The organism is Litoreibacter sp. (genome assembly GCF_039974535.1).
Lineage (GTDB): Bacteria > Pseudomonadota > Alphaproteobacteria > Rhodobacterales > Rhodobacteraceae > Litoreibacter.
Genome location: NZ_JBDWIU010000006.1, coordinates 22,216 through 40,955 on the forward strand (window position 1 = coordinate 22,216; position 18,740 = coordinate 40,955).

At 56.2% G+C, this 18,740-nt stretch carries 15 protein-coding genes; 11 read left to right on the forward strand and 4 right to left on the reverse strand.

Translation table 11 applies throughout. The annotated features are described in order from the left end of the window. Positions 1–139: 139 nt before the first annotated feature. The 5 genes from tssE (at position 140) to ABJN86_RS03995 (ending at position 6,996) form a co-directional block, all read left to right on the forward strand. Positions 140–655, forward strand: coding sequence for a type VI secretion system baseplate subunit TssE (gene tssE / locus ABJN86_RS03975; RefSeq protein WP_348367863.1), 516 nt, complete (start codon positions 140–142; stop codon positions 653–655). Next, positions 652–2,586: a type VI secretion system baseplate subunit TssF gene (tssF, locus tag ABJN86_RS03980; RefSeq protein WP_348367862.1), complete on the forward strand. Its 1,935-nt coding sequence runs from the start codon at positions 652–654 to the stop codon at positions 2,584–2,586. The genes tssE and tssF overlap by 4 nt, the downstream gene beginning before the upstream one ends. Then, the gene (tssG, locus tag ABJN86_RS03985) at positions 2,583–3,683 is read left to right on the forward strand and encodes a type VI secretion system baseplate subunit TssG (protein WP_348367861.1); all 1,101 of its coding nucleotides are present in this window, start codon (positions 2,583–2,585) and stop codon (positions 3,681–3,683) included. The genes tssF and tssG overlap by 4 nt, the downstream gene beginning before the upstream one ends. Before the next feature lie 29 nt (positions 3,684–3,712). Beyond that, positions 3,713–6,439, forward strand: a complete 2,727-nt coding sequence (gene tssH / locus ABJN86_RS03990; protein WP_348367860.1) for a type VI secretion system ATPase TssH — start codon at positions 3,713–3,715, stop codon at positions 6,437–6,439. A gap of 86 nt (positions 6,440–6,525) precedes the next feature. After that, positions 6,526–6,996, forward strand: coding sequence for a hypothetical protein (locus ABJN86_RS03995; protein ID WP_348367859.1), 471 nt, complete (start codon positions 6,526–6,528; stop codon positions 6,994–6,996). A 1-nt stretch (position 6,997) separates the two neighbouring features. Here ABJN86_RS03995 and ABJN86_RS04000 read toward each other — a convergent pair whose 3' ends face one another. The 3 genes from ABJN86_RS04000 to ABJN86_RS04010 all read right to left on the reverse strand — a co-directional run bounded on the left by ABJN86_RS04000 (position 6,998) and on the right by ABJN86_RS04010 (position 11,926). After that, positions 6,998–9,367 carry a peptidoglycan DD-metalloendopeptidase family protein gene (locus ABJN86_RS04000; RefSeq protein ID WP_348367858.1) on the reverse strand — a complete coding sequence of 790 codons (2,370 nt, stop codon included), beginning with the start codon at positions 9,365–9,367 and terminating at the stop codon, positions 6,998–7,000. Positions 9,368–9,387: 20 nt separating this feature from the next. Continuing rightward, entirely contained in the window at positions 9,388–11,376 is a 1,989-nt protein-coding gene (locus tag ABJN86_RS04005; RefSeq protein ID WP_348367857.1) for a caspase family protein, read from the reverse strand. Between the two features lie 103 nt (positions 11,377–11,479). After that, entirely contained in the window at positions 11,480–11,926 is a 447-nt protein-coding gene (locus tag ABJN86_RS04010) for a DUF1036 domain-containing protein (protein ID WP_348367856.1), read from the reverse strand. Positions 11,927–12,068: 142 nt separating this feature from the next. Between ABJN86_RS04010 and ABJN86_RS04015 the strand changes: the two genes are divergently transcribed. The 6 genes from ABJN86_RS04015 (at position 12,069) to ABJN86_RS04040 (ending at position 16,383) form a co-directional block, all read left to right on the forward strand. After that, entirely contained in the window at positions 12,069–12,779 is a 711-nt protein-coding gene (locus tag ABJN86_RS04015; protein ID WP_348367855.1) for a hypothetical protein, read from the forward strand. Between the two features lie 140 nt (positions 12,780–12,919). Then, on the forward strand, positions 12,920–13,360 hold the full coding sequence (locus ABJN86_RS04020) for a hypothetical protein (RefSeq protein ID WP_348367854.1): 441 nt from the start codon (positions 12,920–12,922) through the stop codon (positions 13,358–13,360). A gap of 64 nt (positions 13,361–13,424) precedes the next feature. Continuing rightward, positions 13,425–14,069 (forward strand): MotA/TolQ/ExbB proton channel family protein, encoded by a 645-nt coding sequence (locus ABJN86_RS04025; RefSeq protein ID WP_348367853.1) that lies wholly within the window; start codon positions 13,425–13,427, stop codon positions 14,067–14,069. Between the two features lie 9 nt (positions 14,070–14,078). Next, a complete protein-coding gene (locus ABJN86_RS04030; protein WP_348367852.1) occupies positions 14,079–14,525 on the forward strand; it encodes a biopolymer transporter ExbD in 447 nt (148 codons plus the stop codon). After that, positions 14,522–14,947 carry a biopolymer transporter ExbD gene (locus ABJN86_RS04035; RefSeq protein WP_348367851.1) on the forward strand — a complete coding sequence of 142 codons (426 nt, stop codon included), beginning with the start codon at positions 14,522–14,524 and terminating at the stop codon, positions 14,945–14,947. Before ABJN86_RS04030 ends, ABJN86_RS04035 begins: the two co-directional genes overlap by 4 nt. Beyond that, positions 14,944–16,383, forward strand: a complete 1,440-nt coding sequence (locus tag ABJN86_RS04040) for a hypothetical protein (protein WP_348367850.1) — start codon at positions 14,944–14,946, stop codon at positions 16,381–16,383. The genes ABJN86_RS04035 and ABJN86_RS04040 overlap by 4 nt, the downstream gene beginning before the upstream one ends. On the opposite strand, the gene ABJN86_RS04045 is transcribed toward ABJN86_RS04040, so the two are convergent. Then, the gene (locus ABJN86_RS04045) at positions 16,380–18,734 is read right to left on the reverse strand and encodes a protein kinase (RefSeq protein ID WP_348367849.1); all 2,355 of its coding nucleotides are present in this window, start codon (positions 18,732–18,734) and stop codon (positions 16,380–16,382) included. The genes ABJN86_RS04040 and ABJN86_RS04045 overlap by 4 nt on opposite strands. Positions 18,735–18,740 lie beyond the last annotated feature (6 nt).

Here is an 18,740-nt window from a genome sequence, read left to right on the forward strand (position 1 = left end):
AGACATGCTGTCTCGCATCCGCCGCGTTTCCCTCCGAGCGATGGTCTGACCCACACATCGCCAGAGTATACCCCGTCCGATGAAGACCTCACCACCCAGATCAGGCCGCAAGACAGGCCAACAAAATCAGGTTTCCCTGATGCACGTCTTCCGTGAAGCCGCGAACAAAAAGGACGCGACCAAAGATGGGGCGACCTACAAAGAGGGTGAGCGTGAGATCAATCAACGCACGGTGCAGCGGCGCCATGGGGCCGACCAAGGGTCGCTCCGCGCTCATTTGAATGAAGACCTATCCAATTTGATGCAAACCATCCGCCTTGATGCGGCCATGGACCTCGGCAATCATAAGTACGTTGGAAAGTCGGTGTTAAACTTCGGTATGGACGACATGGCCAACATGTCCTCAAACTCTGAAAACCGCGGGCATCTTGAACGTCGATTGCGACAGTCGCTGATTGACCACGAGCCACGTCTGATCCCAGAAAGCATCGAAGTTTCAATACGCGAACAAGACAAGGACCTGAGCCAAAAGATAGCTTTTGATGTCTCAGCGGACCTTGCCGCGAACCCTGTCGACGTGCCGCTAGATTTCGTTGCCGAAATTGACGTTGGCGGTGGTAAGGTTGACCTCTCAAAATTGAAGGTTAACCGATGAAAAAGGATTTCCTAGACGCCTATGAGCGCGAGTTGGCTTTGCTTTATGAGCGCAGCCAAGACTTCGCGACTGACTATCCAGGCATCGCCGAGCGCTTGGGCGGCTTGGTTCAGGATAACATGGATCCGGCAGTGGCAGGCCTGTTGGAAGGCAGCGCCTTCATGGCGGCCCGCGTTCAGTTGAAAATGAAACAAGAGTTCCGGACCTTTACCAACGAACTGTTGGAACAACTGCTGCCCGATATGCTGGCCCCGACGCCCGCCACAATGCTTGTCCAAGCGGAACCGCCATACGACAATCAAGAGCTCTTGGAAGGGATTTCCTTTAAGCCCGGCTCCTACTTGGACGCGCGATATGTCGACCGTGAAAAACGGATATCCGCCCGCTTCCGGCTGTCTGCTCCCTTGGAATTGTGGCCGCTAAAAATATCTGACGCGGCTTACTTGGACGGCCCCGCTCCTTTGCAAGCGCTCGGTTTTGACGTGGCACCCGGCACCGCTGGGGGTCTAAAGCTCAGCTTTATGCGACCGTCGATGGAGAACGCCGATAAAGCAGAAGGACCAATGTCGGAGTTGGAAGTCGACCGGCTACCCATACATCTAATTGGCGACATGAGTGAAACCGTCGCTCTATATGAGCAGCTGTTTTGCAACGTAAACCGTGTCACATTGCGCTACCTTGATGACAACGGCGACCCTGCATTTATCCGGCTTGAGCCAAACGTCATTGAACAAGTCGGCTTCGACGACGACGAGGCGCTGTTCCCTGAGGACATCCGTGTTTTCCGTGGCTATTCCACTCTGCGCGAGGCGTTTTTGTTCCCGCAAAAGTTCCTCGGCTTCCGCTTGGCGGGGATCAACAAAGCGCTCAAACGTATCCCAGCTAGCGAATTTGACCTCATCATTGAGCTGAACGCGGTTAAACCATCGCTGCCCTCGCGCGTAGGAAAGCAACATTTCGCGTTATTCGCCGTGCCCGCCATCAACTTGTTTGAGGAAAATTCATCGCAGGTGAAGGTCGACCCTCTGCGCCACGAATACATCGTCACACCTGACAGCAGCCCGTCGTCGCATTACGAAGTTCACCGGATCACCGAAGCCTTCGCCTACTATTCCGGCGTGCAAACCAAAGTCCCCGTTCATCCGCTTTACGGTGTGCCAGCTGAGCAGATCAATCCGCGCGAGGCGTTGTACTACACCTATAGCCGCAAAGACCGTCGCCTGACCCAAAACGAGCGCCGCTTTGGCGTGCAACACAACTACAAAGGAACTGAGACCTTCATCTCGATCTATGAGCCTGAAGGTTTGGACGATGATCAACGCGTCCGTCGTTTGCAGGTAAAAACGCTCTGCTCCAACAGGCATCTGCCAGAGTATTTACCCCTGAACCAAAAGGGCACGGACTTTAACCTAAACGATGATCTGACGGTTAATTTGAGCTGCATTGCTGGCCCCACCGCGCCGCGAGAGGCCGTCGCCGACCTAGAAAGTGATGCGCCACATAGAACACAATCGGGCGACGTGTATTGGCGGTTGATCAGTCATCTATCCTTGAACCAATTTGGCCTATCGGATCGCGGTAGCCGCGATCAGGCGGCAGGCCTGCGCGAAATGTTGTCGCTATTTGCAGACCTGACCAACAAGGTCACCGAAAAGCAGCTGCAAGCCATCAAAGGCATTGAAACCCGCCCTGTCGTGCGCTCGGTTAAACGCGATGGGGGCTATCACGCCGCGCGCGGCATCGAGGTGCGCATCACCTTTGACGAGCGCGGATTTGAAGGCTCGGGCATTATGTTCTTGGGGGCTGTCCTTGATCGTTTCTTGGCTGACTACTCGGCAATTAACAGCTTCACGCAGACGGTCATCGTCTCTCAACAGCGTGGCGAAGTGAAGGCTTGGCCACCACGTTCCGGCTCCGGCCCGTTGCTATGACAAAGATCCCAAAGAAGAAGAAACCAGCGTTGATTGGTCCGCCTGCACCACCGGCGTACTCGGCAAAGGACCTTCACGGGATATCTCGGCGTGCGGCCCTTAAAGCCACCCCGTGGCGGTTCGGGTTTTTGGCCACTCTGCGCGAAATGGAGCGTACGCATCCAGACAGGCCGCGTATCGGCCAAAACGCGACCATCAAAGAAGAGGTGGTGTCGCTTGGGCAAGATCCATTCATGGATTTTCCGGCCTCCAACATTACCGATTATGAGGAAAAGCCCGGCGGCAAACCCGCCCGCCTGAACAGCAAGTTTCTGGGCTTCTACGGCCCCCAAGGGGCGTTGCCGCTCAACACCACTGCGGAAGTCGCGGGCTGGCTAAATGCCCGTGATCCCAGCTTCGCCCGCTTCACCGACATTTTCGCAAACCGTTTTTTGCAACTCTTCTACCGCGCATGGGCCGACGCCCGCCCTATCGCGCAATTCGACCACCCGTCCGGCGACCGCTTCCAGTCCTATGTTGGCTCCTTAGCTGGCCTCGGAACCCCCGCCTTTAAAGATCGCGACCACATTCCCGATGTCGCAAAGCTTCCGCTCATCGCGCTATTTTCGGGGCGAATTAAGTCGGCTGTACGCCTGCGCCAAATGTTGGAACTGCTCCTCAAAGTGCATGTCGAAATTGAGGAGCATGTCCCAAGCTGGATGAGCTTTGAGCCACAAGATTTAAGCCGCGTCGGCATTGGCGGTAGCCACTTGGGGCAAAACGTCCATCTTGGCAGCCGCGTCCCAGCGGTGAATGAGAAGATTTGCATCCATGTGCGAACCGAAAGTCTAGCGGAGTACCGCAGCTACCTTCCGGGCGGGGAGGCCTTCACCCGATTAACAGATGTGGTGATCTGGTATTTGGGGGTAACGATTGAGGTCGACGTATCGCTGTCATTGCCCGCGGATGAGCTGCCCGCAGCACAGCTTGGCGAGCAAACCGCCCTTGGATGGACCGGTTGGGTTAAACCCGAAGAAACAAAAGAAAACGAACCGCGCCGTTATGTAAAAGCCGCGCAATTTTCAACAGAACGCGCTCCGGCTAAAGTCGCAGCCTAAAATATATAATTTAAAACGGGGACATGATTATGAGTGACATTTCAATGGAAACAGTAGCCGGCAAGCTCAACCGAGTTGGCTACGATGCATTTGTACAATCGCTGCGCCATGCAAAGGGCGAGGGAAACCGGCATGTTGAATTGGCCCATTGGCTGTTTCATGTCGTGTCGAACAAGAATTCAGACATCTCGAAGACGCTGAACCACTTTAAACTGGATCGCGGTCAGGTGCTCAAAGACCTAGGCGCGGTTATCGATGGCATGCGCAAAAACGCAACCGAGATGCCTTCGATTTCCGATCAGGTTACCGATCTTTTGGATCGCGGCTGGCATTACGCAACCCTGCTTTTCTCGGAGACACAAATTCGCACCGGCCACGCATTGGTGGCCTGCCTCAAGTCCAAAGATTTGAAGCGGGCACTTACGCAATGCTCCCCAGTCTTCCAGAATCTGAATGTTGAATCGCTGGTATCAGAGGCGCGTTCCGCATGGGCCGAATCCGACGAAGAAGACATGCGCCCAATGGATGGCTCCGGCCTTGTTGCCCCATCCGGTGGCGCTGCGGGTGCCGAAGGTGGCAGCGGGACCACAGCACTTGACCGCTTCTCCATCGATATGACTGCTGACGCCGCATCGGGCAAAATGGACCCTATCGTTGGTCGTGACGAGGAAATCCGCCAGATCGTTGACGTGCTGTTGCGCCGCCGCCAGAACAACCCGATCCTGACGGGTGAAGCGGGCGTTGGTAAAACGGCCGTTGTCGAAGGCTTCGCGCAACGTCTGGCTTCTGGTGACGTTCCACCGAAATTGCGCGGCACGAAGCTGCATTCCCTCGATATTGGTTTGATGCAGGCAGGTGCCTCGATGAAGGGTGAGTTCGAACAGCGCCTGCGTTCGGTCATTGACCAAGTCCAAGCCTCGCCTACGCCAATCATCCTGTTTATCGATGAGGCTCATACATTGATCGGTGCGGGCGGTGCAGCAGGCACAGGCGACGCGGCGAACTTATTGAAGCCAGCGTTGGCGCGCGGCACATTGCGCACCATCGGGGCTACGACCTTTGCAGAATACCGCACACACTTTGAAAAAGACCCAGCCCTGACCCGCCGCTTCCAACCGGTAAACGTCGAAGAACCAGGTGTGGAGCAATGCTGCTACATGATGCGCGGCATTATGGGACCAATGGAAGGCCACCACGGCGTGCGCATTTCGGATGAAGCCATCGTCGCCGCCGTTTCCCTATCGCACCGCTACATCCCGTCACGCCAGCTGCCTGATAAGGCCGTGTCCTTGCTGGATACCGCCTGTGCACGGGTCGCGATTTCGCAAGCTTCCACACCGGCACGTATTGCTGACCTAAAAGAAAGCATCGCGGCCTTCGTCTCCGAGATCAAAGCCAAAACTGCACAACGCGATTTGGGCGAAGAGAACGAAGACCGGATCAAAGAAGCCGAAGTCGAGATGTCCAAGGCGGAAGACGAACTGGCCGTTCTTGAGGAAAAATATTCAGCCGAGAAAGTCCTCGTTGATGAGATTTTGGAACTTCGCAAAAATCTAAAACCTGAGGGCGAGGAAGAAGAGGCAGTCGAAACCGAAGTCGAGACTGACGAAACCCCTGCCGAGCGCGAAGAAGTCGAAAGCGAAGCAGACGTCGCTACAGCCGACGATCCCGAAGCCGTTCGCCTCGCTTTGCACGAAAAGATCACCGAACTCGAGGCAGGCGATCCTGACGACCGCATGGTCTACGCGCACGTGGATGAGCAGGCTGTGGCTTCCGTGATCTCCGATTGGACTGGCATCCCCGCTGGCCGCATGGTCACCGACGAATTGCAGGCCATTCTAACCTTGGCGGATCGTTTGAAAGAGCGCGTCATCGGCCAAGACCACGGCTTAAAGATGATCGCCAAACGCATCGAAACCAGCCGCGCGAAGCTGGCCAACCCGAACAAACCTATCGGGGTGTTCATGCTGTGTGGCCCGTCGGGTGTCGGTAAAACCGAGACCGCTTTGGCACTGGCCGAAAGCCTCTATGGCGGTGAGCAAAACATCATCACCATCAACATGTCAGAGTTCCAAGAGGCCCACTCCGTATCGCTTCTGAAAGGGGCGCCTCCCGGCTATGTCGGCTACGGCGAAGGCGGTCGCTTGACCGAGGCCGTACGCCGTAAACCGTACTCGGTTGTGTTGCTGGACGAGGTGGAGAAAGCCCACTCCGACGTGCACGAGCTGTTCTTCCAAGTCTTCGACAAAGGCATCATGGAAGACGGCACAGGTCGCTCTATCGATTTCAAGAACACCTTGATTTTGCTGACCTCGAACGTGGGCACAGATGCGATCATGGACGTCGCGGACAGTGGCCAATCGAACCCTGACTTGGACGCTTTGGAAGAGGCAATGAAGCCTGCGCTTCAATCCGTGTTCCCACCCGCGCTGCTCGGCCGGATCGTGAACATCCCTTACTTCCCACTGTCTGGCGAAGTGCTGACCGGCATCACGAAGCTGAAGCTTGGCTCCATCGTGAAACGGATGAAAGCAAACCACAACGCGTCGATGACCTATGCAGACGAGGTCATCAATCACATCGTCGATCAATGCCGCGACCCCGATTCTGGTGGCCGTATGGTGGACAACATCATCACCAACTCGATCCTGCCGGAATTGTCGCGTCAGGTTCTGAACAAGATGGTGGCTGGCGACGAAATCAGCGCGGTTGAAGTGACGTTGAAAGACGGCCAATTCGAATACAACTTCACGTAGCGGCCACTTACGACCCCTATTAGAACACATGGGTGGGCCATTTCTGGCCCGCCCGTTGTTGAACATTTTTACAAGGTATTGCTGCTGTGCAAACAAAATCAAAGATCGAATGGAAGCTCATCAAAGACAGCTTCGACAAGTCCGAAGTGGGCGCTTTATGTGTTGTCGACGGGACGGCGGTCGCCGTGGCTTCCTTCATTGATGACAAAGACGGGAACAATGATGGCACCGTGACCAAGGGCGAAAAATTTGGTGCGTTCATCTGGCCTATCAGCTTGAAGGGCCGCGCCGCCGCTTACGTCGCGACCCAAGCCTATGCCGACCCCAGCCTGTTGGTCGCGCATCCCGAATTGTACAACCTTCGCGGAACATTGGTTGCACGGTTTGGCGCAAGCATGGCGATGGATGCAATTTATGCGGTCTATTTCAAGCGCCCTGTCGGCAGCATCGGGACTGGCATCGCGAAGAAGATAACCGCTGATAAGGTCAAGGCTTTTGCCATCCGCAAAGGGTTCGAGAAAGTCGTCAAAGACGCTTTCACCGCGGCAACTAAGTAGGCTATCCGGCCTGCTCCAACACAAACTTAATGGTCTTCTTATAGGCCACCACCTCCGCCGGAATACGAGCTACGGCGGGGGCGGGGCTCGGCGCATTTGTGATCGCGACCGGGCCGCCTTTACGGTTCATTTTACGCTCTGCCCAGTCCTTAACCCAACGGATATCGCGGCCCTTCAAGAATGGGTTCGCTTTGATGACCCCTGCTCCCATGACATCTAAAATCAACGCTTGATCTGGCGCGCTAAGGGCAACATGCGCGCCCTGTGCCCCAAGGAAGTGACATAGATACAGCCGCCCTGCGCTGATCCCATGCCCACGCGCGCGCAGGTAGGCTTCGCCCTCGCGCGCCAAATTGGTGACCATTTCTCGCGACAATGTAGGGTCAAATCGAAGCTTTAAAAGCTCCTCACGGCTCATGGTGGAGGCTAGATCCGGTCTGTAAGTTTTCATCATCCTGATCCACGTGCTGGAGATGAACTGACCCAGCCCGGTCGCAGAAGACCGCGAGTTTTTAGCCCGCGCATTGCCTGCGCTTTCAACACGGATGATCTGGTTTACAAGGCTTTCAACCGCGTTAGATGCCGACGCCGTAAGGATCGGAGCCGCCCCGACAGGTGGCGCTGTGAAGGGGTCTAGACTTTGGCCTCGTTCCCTCAGTTCAAAATGCAGATGTGGTCCTGTGGATCGGCCTGTGGTTCCAACAAACCCGATCACGTCCCCCGCTCGCACCACCGTGCCCACCTTCCCCAGCGGCGAGAATTTGGACATGTGCGCGTAGCGTGTTTCGCGCCCTCCTGCGTGCGCGATCTTGATGACATTCCCATAGCCACCCCCATCGCCCGCGAAGCTGACCCGACCATCAAACGCGGCCAAAATCGGTGTGCCGGACGGTGCGGCCCAATCCACGCCGTGGTGCACTTTCACCTTCTTCAAAATGGGGTGAAAACGAGGGCCAAAGGGGGATGTCAGAACACCAGACACAGGTGTGACCATTCCATTCGTCCCTCCAGACGGGGCGGCTGTGCCTTTTTCCTTGAAGCACTTGTATCCTTCGCCCGGCACTTGAGCCACATAGCAAATCTTATCCCCCGAGGGGCCTTCAATCGCCGCATAAAGAACCTGTCCGGGGCCAGCACCGTTCGGACCGGGTTCGCGCGCGTATAGCAACGTCATCTTGTCACCGGTGGTCGCGAACGCTTCCAGATCGTTGTCTTGGCTCAGTAAAACGATGCTTTCCCCCACCACGGATGTCGGCACCCCGTTGCGAATGCCTGCGGAGTAGAACGCATCCAACAAGCGGTATTTTCGTGCCGAGACAGTTGCGGTGTTTCCATCGTCTTCCGCATAGGAAAATAACTCGTCCTTCACCCAAGGATCGGCCGATTGAACCACGCTGCCATCATCTTCCAGCGCGACTGAACCGATATATGTATCGCGGGTGTAGACCGACAATTGCACGGGTCTTGCACCTTTACTATTGGGGACAGAACGGACCGCCAAAACATAGTCTGACGGTAGCTCCGTAAGCTCCGCAATGTGAACCGATCCCTTTTCTTGGAACGCCTTGGATGCGGTTGGGTCAAACCCGTTGTCGGCCAAAATATCCTCTAACGAGCGCTTGTCCTTCAAGCGTAGGAACAGATCATTAAAGCCAAGCTCGCGCTTATCTTCACGCTTAACGATGGTCAAACTGGTGGTGTTTTCGATCACCGTCGCGGTGTAGACATCGGCGCTGGTGTCCTCGTCGTCAACGCTATCGCCCCAGCTGTCACCCTCCAAACTATCGGTATCTGCGGGTGCGTCCTCTAGGTCGGGGACATTCAAACTTACCGGCGTCGCCACCGTTGGTGTTTGGGATTGAGTACGTTGCGCCTGAAAAAATGCAAATTCCTCACGGCTGGACGGCAGCGTCGTGATCAATGTCTCCTGCCGCGTTATCATGTCGTCTTGGACCAAAACCAAAGTATCGATGGCAAATTGACCAACACGAACCAAGGACAAGTCAGGGTGGCTGGGTAGCGGGCGCGACTTCGTGGTAAGGCTTGCATCGAAGCGCAGGACCATCGGGTCGCCCGCAACATCCACAAATGCCGAGGCATATGACAATGCATCCGACGTGGACGTCGCGGTGATGTCATCCTCTAAGTCGCTATCTAGCTCCGCCAAGACTTGCGTTGGGTCTTCGTTCACGGCGCTTGCAGTGTCAGTCGGTGTAGAGATGGTGATGAAACCGCTGGTCGCGATCCAAACCACCAACGCCACAGCCACAACCGCACCGCCGGCAATAAGCATGGCTGATCCGTGCTTCTGCTTGAACTTCCGGCGCGAGGACTTTTTCTTCGCCTGTTTGAAACGGGGGTCGATTTCCATAGGAAGAGCCTAAGCCACCCTTAGCGGAACACGCCAGTGCTCAACTTGGTAATACGCTTTTTCTTTGTACCGCTTTTCGCAGCCACCGGCTTGGTGATTTTGCGCACGGTCTTCTTCTTAGTTACCTTCTTAGTCGTCTTTTTAGCTGTCGTCGCTTTCTTGACCGCCTTCTTGGTCGAGACCTTTGGCTTGGCGCGCGCCACCTGAATTTGGCAGATAACTTTACCTTCAGATTTCAACTGGCGAAGCAGCGGCAGGCTTGGTTCCAAGGTTTCTGGAACAATCCGCTTGTTCAAGAAATAGCTTGTAAGAGCGCGGCGCGATCCGTTGCCCCAATCGCCATCGATGCGCATGCGGTAGCACCCCAGACGAGACAGCTCAGACTGAACATCTGATGCCATTTGCTCCGGATCGACTTCTGGCAAGATTGTCTCAGCCGCTTCCGGGTCGATGGCTGTCGTCAACTCTTCGAGCAACGAAGGATCAATGCTCGCGAGCAATGCGCGTGTCTCATCCGAGTCCGGCAGAACTTCTTGGCCGGTAATCGTCGGCAGCTCGAAAATCGAAGCTGGAATGCTACGGGTAGCAGAGGTCAACGCCGAGACGCGAATGGTTTCAGTCGCCCGTGATGCAATTGCCGTGCCTGCACGAACAAGAGCGGCCGCCTCAGCCGAAGAGCCGTTTGCAGACAATGCACCGCTGGCTTGCGCAATCGCTGCCGATCCGGTTGGGCCAGAGGCCTCAATATTTTCAACGTCGATCGCAGCATTCGCGGTCGCCGCAGGCGCGGCTCCTGGCAAGAAGGTCTCGATGGTTTGACGGTTCAGAGTATTGCTAGGAGCTTGCTCCAATGACGCCAACTCGATCACCACTGGCCCGACGTTCTCGGCAACTCCGCTCGACCCAACAGCTGTTTGCGTAGATTTAACCACGTCAGGAACAGTGAAAATCAATCCTGGCTCATCCACGACTGCCACGTCCTCAGGACGGATCGCTTCTGTGATTTCTACAGATGTAGCCGGAACTTCTATTGGCAGGCTCGCGGGGATTGGCGCCGCGATAATCAAAGAGTTCTCGTCCGCTACGGCCAACTCCAAGCTCGCGCCTTCAATCAGATCAGCTGGGGCATCTACCGCAATCCCGCTATCCGCGAGAAGCGTCAAAAAGCGCTCGCGACCTTTCGGGTCAAGCTGAGCAAGCATTTCATAATCCGCGGCAGTCAACGTAGGCGCATTCTCAAATTCCGGTTGGAAATAGAACTGCGACCGAAGCGAGGATTGATCCCACGGCGTTTGACGGCGCAAGGTACGTTCTTCTACTTCATTCCGCACGCGAATCATCATGTCAGAGATCGAAATCGACGGCGTCTCGATGTGATTAAGCAGCGCAGTCGTGAACGGGCTGTTTTCGCCTTGGCCGTCATACGTCACGGCACCCGGCTCTGTCGCAAATGCTACGAAGGTCCCAATACCGGTGTTCAGTCGCGCCAACCCCCCGCCGTTTGCGGTCATGTTCTGCGGCAAAGGGCTATCGCGGCAGGCATCAAGGAAAATCAGTGTTTGCCGGTTGCGCGCTTGCAGGCGTTTGATGATGCCATCAAGGCTCCATGTTTCGTCGAAAATCGCTTGGCGCGATTTCAACTGGGCGTTGACGGGCACAAGGTAGTTGGCCCCCTCCAGCTGAAAAGCATGGCCGGAATAGTAGAACAATGTCGTCTCGGCGTTCTCGGCTTTTTCAACGAACTCCTCGAGCTGAATCCAAAACTGTTCCGACGTTGCGTCCGTCAACAAAGTCACGTCGAAACCCAAATTCGTCAAAGAGTCACTGACCGCGTTTGCATCATTTTGAGGGTTTTTGAGGGCGCTGATTGATTCGTAGCTAGAGTTGCCGATGATCAAAGCAACCCGATCCTGCGCAAAAAGAGGGCTGACAAACACAAAGAACGCGATCGCCGTCATGGCAATCAAGCGTGCAAATAGAAGCTCAAACCCTTTAAAAATATGCGTCATTGACCTTTGGCCGTCCGCTAAACTGATATTATTTAGGAAGTGTAGCGCAAGTTGCCCTGTTCCTGCGAGTCACAACTTCGAAAACTTCCCAAAAATTTATGAGTTAATTAGGCGCGGCCAAAAACAACGACCACCGCTGCGTCTTTTCTGTATCCACCTCAATGAAACGCGCCTGAATATGGCCCCGCGACCAGCAACTCGAGATACCGCGAATAGTAAAACGTTTCCCCTCGATACACATTTTCGTCGTGCCATTGAGCATAGGTTTTCCGAAAACGTCCTGCGCGTAAACGTAGATGTAGCGACTTTCCAATTCCTCGCGAATGACATTCGCACATTGATTTGTCCCGATGGTCCACCAACCTTCAGTCTGGAAATCGCCGTCCACATCGTGCCCGATTGCGACATTCACCACATCAAAACTCTGGTTGCACACGGCAAACTCAGCACGCGCCTCACCAGTGCCTAGCGCAATTCCGGCGATTACTGCAGCCATAAAAGCAGCAACGCAGCGCAGTGCATAACGTGGTGATGTTGCGAGGTAATTCATGAAAACTAGGCTAGAGGGTTTTTGAGCAAGGCAAAAGAGCAACGGCCGCGAATACCGTTACTCTTGAAAAGCTAGCAAAAATGGATCATTTCTGTCATACTGTAGCTACGGCTAGGGTATATTTTATTGGAGAGTTTTTAACATGTCGATCAAGAAGCTCCTTGGCACGGGTGCATGCATGGTCATTATTGGCGCGTCTGCCGGTGCATCCTACAGCCTCATTCAAGGCCTAACCCAACAAGACCTAGCAACCGAAGTGGCATATGCTGCCCCCTCTCAGATCGAGGCAGAAGCACCCGACACTGCCCCTGAAAACTTCGTGGCAGCCAGCGTCACAACGTGGACACCGCTTGAGGAGTCTAACGTAGGTGTACCGGAGTTGAAAAACCCGTCTGCCCTTTTAGAGCCTAATCCAACCCAGTTGCGCTACAGCAGCACAAACACGGACGCAGCGCTTCACATCGCGCCCGCCCTCCCCCTGTTTGCCCATATCGACGAGACGGTGGTTGCGACCCCAAAAATTGAAGTCCCCGCAACACGGCCAGTCGCAAAAGCCGCAAAAATACACCGCACGCCTAAGCAAATTTCGCCAGTTGCCCGCGAAATCAAGGTCGCATCGGCCCCCAGAAGCATTGTGACCCCCGGCACATTACGCCGCTTTCGCGGGACCAATGAAGCCCAGACACAGAACCCAAACCACAATGATCGAAGCAGCGTTCTAGAGCAAATTTTCCCACAGAAAACCAAACTCAAACCACAGCAAAGCCGCCGTCCGACGACTTCTAGAACAGTCGACGCGGTGCGGCGCAATGTACGGTTCCGTCAAACGTGGTCGACAGGCGTCTATCGCTAAATCAACACGTTCTGGGTAAAAATGCCCACCATATCCTCCGATCTTCCGTTGACAGGGGGGCTTTCATAAGCCCTTCTAGGCACAACGGCTTTGTCGAACGCGACACTGCTTCTGTAAATCAATTTCTCGGGGGATACCGCGTGCTTAAGCTGACCAAATCCATTTTTAATGTAACAGCAACCATCGCAGCCGCTGCTACCTTAACTTTTGCCAATCCGGCGCTGGCCCAAAGCGGCAACTTTGCGTTGGAATTAAACACCGCGACCGATATTGGTGACGGATGCCAGCTGACCTACGTTGCGACCAACAACACCGGCATCGCGCTGGTAGAGACCGCGTATCAGGTCGCCCTGTTTGACGAGAACAGCCTTGTCACCGGCACCTTGGTTCTGGAATTCGGCGCACTGCCCGTTGGTAAAACCAAAGTTGTGCAGTTCAATCTTGCCGGAAAGAAATGCGCCTCCATCTCGCGCATCCTAATTAACGACGTCTCGGCCTGTAAGTCAGTGGACGGCACCCATGACTTCTGCATGTCTGGCCTGATTACCAACTCGCGCGGCGACATCCAGCTGGGCGTCTAAATCACTTTGAACTTTTAGGCCCCCAGCCAGCACACCTGTATTTTTCGGGGGCGGAGCATTACCCATGAACGCCCCCGACCTATCCACATTAAATCCGGTGACCATTGCGGTGTTTACCGCATTGGCGACACTGTCGATCGTCGCCACCACAGTCACCTTGTATAAAATCGGGCAATTCGTGTCTTTGGGCGTCGGCAAACGCAAACGCGCCGAGGTCATTGTGTCCAACTGGCTTTCTGGAAAATCGGACACAGCGCTTCGCGAAGCCTCCACGCGGGAAACAACCTTGCTGCGCGTGTTGCAAGCCACGTTCTCTGGCCTCCAAGCGCGCCCCGGAGACCAAGCTTATGCGGAAGAACTCGGACGGCAAACCGCCTTGATCGAGCTCGCCGCCATGTCGCGGCGCATGCGTATTTTGGAAGCGGTGGTTCAAGCCGCGCCAATGTTGGGGTTGCTGGGAACAGTCATTGGGATGATCGATGCCTTTAGCAATCTTGCACAAGCCGAAGGGGCCGTGGATCCCGCGCTATTAGCGGGCGGCATTTGGACGGCCCTGACCACAACCGCCGTGGGCCTCGTGATCGCTTTGCTCTTCTACTTCGTCTCTATCTGGCTGGAAGGCCGCATCGATGGCGAACGCCAATCCATGGAAACCCTGATGTCGGCTGCGATCTACGGGCGCGTGACCGGCACCTCTGGGCAGGGTTAGGCCAGCGCCATGAGCATGATCCGCAGCTTGCCCCAATCCAATCGGGCGCGGCGCTATGGCTTCTCATTCACCCCTTTGGCGGATGCTATGTTCCAACTGTTGGTTTTCTTCATGCTGACCTCATCGCTCGCCCCATATTCCTTGATGACGTTGACCCCGGGATCGGCCGGCAAGATTGATGCAGCAGGCCAAGCTCCGGAAACCCAACAAGACGCCACCAAGGAAGAAACAGTCGCCATCTGGTCCGTAGATCGCGGCAGCCTGCGTGCCTCAGGCGAAAAGATATCGCTATCCGACATTAACGATCTGATCGAGCCACTGCGCGAGGCCGCCTTTGACCGTGTCGTGGTCCTCACGGGTCGCTCCGCCACGGTGCAAGACATGGCAGTGGTTCTTGAGACGTTAACCTTGGTCAACGTGCCAACGGTTCAGGTCGTCGCGGGCAGCGCCCAATGACCCCAGCCAAGCGCAATACCTTGCCCAGAACGGGCCGAAAAACCTCGTTGGATTTCTCCCTGACGACGGTCAACATCGTGTTGCTGTTGATCTTCTTCTTCCTCATTTCCGGTTCGTTGGTCGAAACCGAAGAGTTGTCGGTAGACCTCGCCGAAACTTCCGAATTGCCCTTGGATCGCCTCCCCCGTCCATTGCTGCTGATGAATGTCGACGACAAGCTGCAACTCAATGGCGACCCGGTCACCCCTGACACGTTATCTGCAACCCTGTCCCCGCTGCTCAATGCCGCGCAACCCCGCCTTCACATCCTTGCGGATCGTGACGTCCCAGCAAGTGCTTTGGTCAGCCTCATTCAACGCCCAGACTTGCAAGGTCTTGAGATCAAGCTGGTCACGCTTCGGCAGCTCAAGCCACAACCATGACGACGCAATCGGTTGAAATATGGGAGACCCGAAAGACCGAGCCATTGATATGGATGACAACGGCCGCCATTGCTGTTGTCACCCATCTGGCCATTCTACAATTCGCTATTTCGACCTACCAATCCCAAGTCGAAGCCCCACTTGATGACACCCCTGTCGAGACAAAAATATTCGCCGCCGCCTTGCAGGTAGCTGGGACCGATGCCCCCGAACCTGAGCAGCTATCGGCACAACCTATCGCCCCCTCAGCGCCAAACGAGCAGCCAATAACGCTTCAGCCCAGTCAACCTGTGACACAAACCTTATCGGCAACTGTCGCAGAGGCGGAGGTCGCACAAGCCGTCGAAACACTGGCCCCCGTGACGGTCGAGCCAACATCGGTAGCGCCCGTTGATGCTGCACCCGAGGCAGTCGAACTTGCCCCATTGGCCGCACCTGAACCTGAGGTTGTGACCGCCACACAGGCTCCTGAAATACCACCGCCGCCGCAACCTGGCGTCGCTCCCGTTACTGCCGCCCCTGCACCTGTTGCACAAGCTGCACCCGTTGAGCCGACAACAGAAACACTGGAGGTTGCCACCCTCGACGCGCCCACTGTTGTGGGAACGCAACCTGCACCGGAACCGTTGCCAGAGCCAGAGTCGTCACCAGAGCCTGCAGCGGATCCCGTCCCAGTTTTGGAACCAGAACCAGCACCAAAGCCCGCCCCACTGCCAGACCTTGCCACGTCTCTACCACAGCCCTCAGGGCCCGCCGAAGACCAAGCCGGCATCGCCTCCGCCAACACACCGGAGCAAACAACCGAAGAGGCGCAAGAAACCTACCTGACCGTTTTGGACTTCCTACGCGGGTTCGACGGCGGGCCATGCTTTGCCGCCCTCCCCGTACTCGCGGAAGACGGCGCCTTCAGGTTTGAAACCTTCGCGCAGAACAATGGCGATCTGAACCGGTTCCGCGACGCATTGGAGGTTGAAACAGGCACCCTCCCCGGCACGGTCATGAAACCCGTCAGCGACGCCCAATGTCAGGCACTGCCTTTCGTCACCGCCGCCGCACGCTACCCCGAGTTTCAGCTCTACTTCGACGTCAACGCCCGCGACATCACCAGCGGGGAAGTTCTGTCAGGGCGCTTGGGGAATGCCACCAGTGGCTTCGTCTCGTTGTTGTTGATTGACGATGAAGGGGTTGTGCAAGACTTGGGCAGCTTCTTGAAATTTAGTGCTGGTTCGGCCCGCTTCGACATCCCAATGACACTCAAAGGTTCACCCGTCGAGACCCATCAATTGCTGATGGCTCTGTCGACGCGTTCTCGGCTCAACACATTGAAGTCGCTGTCAGGGCAACCCGCCAAGGATTTCTTCCAACGCCTAGCGGTGGAAATCCTGCTGCAGGGCGGTGGCGAGGACGTGGCCCTCGTCGCCTTCTCAGTACGCTAGTTATCCAGCCGGAAATATTGAACCGAGGCCGCCGCCGCTGACCTGCTGGTCTGAATTTCAGTCTCAATAATTGGCATCAACGCAGCAACATCGGCCCCGTTACGAGCGGCATTCGCCGTCACCAACTTCGAGCGCGTTGTCACCGCCACGATCATCTGCGGAACCCCGCCGTCCTCGCCTGCACTATTCATCCCGAAGCGGAACGATTGAGAGCCATCGGCATCCGTCTGCAAAAGCGACGTCAGGTTAAACGCACCACCTTTGCCGGACACCAAGAATAGGTAGACTGGGCGACCCAGCACGCCAGTCAGTTTCCCACTAAGCGTGTCGCCGGATCTTAGGACGTCGGTATCCAGCTCCAATACAGGGGCTGTTGCACCAGATCGGTCAAGCTTTGAGACAAAATCCAAGACTGGGCATTGGTTATCACGAACAATCCGAACACCAATATCCGGCTCTACACCATGCGCGGTCTCAAAGTCCTTCAACAAGACCTCAAACGGTTGCGCAGATGTGGCGAAGCCTTCGATGGACACCTTGTCCCCATCGGTTGAACGTATCGCTTGGTAAACACAATCTCCAACAATGTAGTCCTTCAACCACGCCAGTTGCGTGCCAATCGCCCCAAGGGTTGGGTCCGGCTGCGCAGGTGGTGTTGGCTCAGGGGGGGCTACAGGATCAGGCGTAGGTTCTGGTTCCACGGGTTCGGGGTCAGAAGCCGCCTCTTGTTCAGGTTCGGGATCAGGTGCTGGTTCAGGCTCCACGGGCTCGGGGTCGGGTGTGGGCACAGGGTCAGGAACAGGTTCTGGATCGGGCGTTGTCTCTACTGGAGGCGTGGCGACCGCAACTTCAACCGGCTCTGCATCATCCGTGCCAGCAAATGGTCCAAGCCCCAGCACCGCTGCGACACCCACGCCGCCAGCAACGACGGCCGCAAGGCCAATGCCGATTACCTTGCCGCTGCCACCCTTTTTGGCAGGTGCAGGCTCTGGCGGGGCCGTGTAGGCGGGCGCAGTGGTTACAGGTGCCGCCCCAAACGGGCTTTCGCCTGAAGGTGCACCGGGTGGCTGCGAAATAGAACCAGGCGCCGGTGGCATGCTGATCCCTGCGCCGGTTACTGAAACCCCTGTGCTATCGGCCGAATACGGAACTGCAGATGTTGCAGGTGCTCCGGTGTGCATCTGCGGAGGCGCAGAAATCATAGGGCTGATCACGGTACGGCCCGGGTCCGCCACGGGTGGGGCGCTAGCCACTGCGTCAGGGCGATATTTGGCTGGTACCAATGTGGGGTCGTCCACCATCCGCGCCACTTCGGCCATAGAGGCAGGGCGCTCCGCTGGGTTCGGTTCCAGCATGAACGACATCAGCGGCTGCAGTTCCGGATAGACGCCAGACAGATCGGGGATGCCCGCCCGCGATTGCACCGCGTCCACAATCGACGCGCCCATTGGCAGCGGTTTGCCCATGGCTGCACCTGCGGACATCAGGCCAAGCGAATAAATATCGCACCGCGCGTCAATCACGCCGTCGAAATGGCCCAGCTGTTCGGGCGACACAAAGTTGAACTTGCCCGCGAATTGCCCGTGCAAGGTGCCTTCGGTAATATTCGTTGACTTGGCGATCCCAAAGTCGATCAGCTTGGCGTGATTAAGCTTGCCGTCTTCCACGATGACATTGTCGGGGCTCAGGTCACGGTGGGTGATCTCAAGTTCATGCGCACGGTTCAAACCCGTCGCTAGTCGGCGGATCAGAAGTTTGGTGTCGTCCAGTGTCAACGCACCAGATTGCTCCATCATGTCCGCCAACGGGATGCCGTCCACGAATTCCATGATCAAGCAGAACCGGCCAAGGTCTTCGTCTTTCACGAAGTTCAGGTAGCGAACGATAGCTTCGTCATACAGCTTGCCCAAAATGCGGGCTTCGCGGCGGAACAGCTTGATGATCTTCTCGTCATGCGCCAGCGCGGGCAGTACGATCTTGATCGCCACTTGGTCGCCCGTGTGGTAGTTCACGCCTCGGTAGACCTCTCCCATACCACCGGCAGAGATGAGCTCTTCGATCTCGTAGTTGTTGTTGATACGCGTGCCCACAGGCACTGCAGTGGAGGGCGTACCACCACCGTCGCCGCTTTTGACGTCGGCTTCTTCTACCGGCTCCACAGGTTCCTCGACCGCATCCGGCTTGGGTTGGTCCTGAAGCGCGGAGGGTGAAAGCTCGGTCTTGTCGTTTCCCTTGGCCGCAGGCTTTTTGGCCGCGGGTTTCTTCGCGGGGGCCTTGCCTTTGTCACCGGCCTTTGGCGCGTCTGCGCCCTCAGGGGTGTCTGGCTCGTCAGGGATGTCGTCAATGCTCATCCGAGG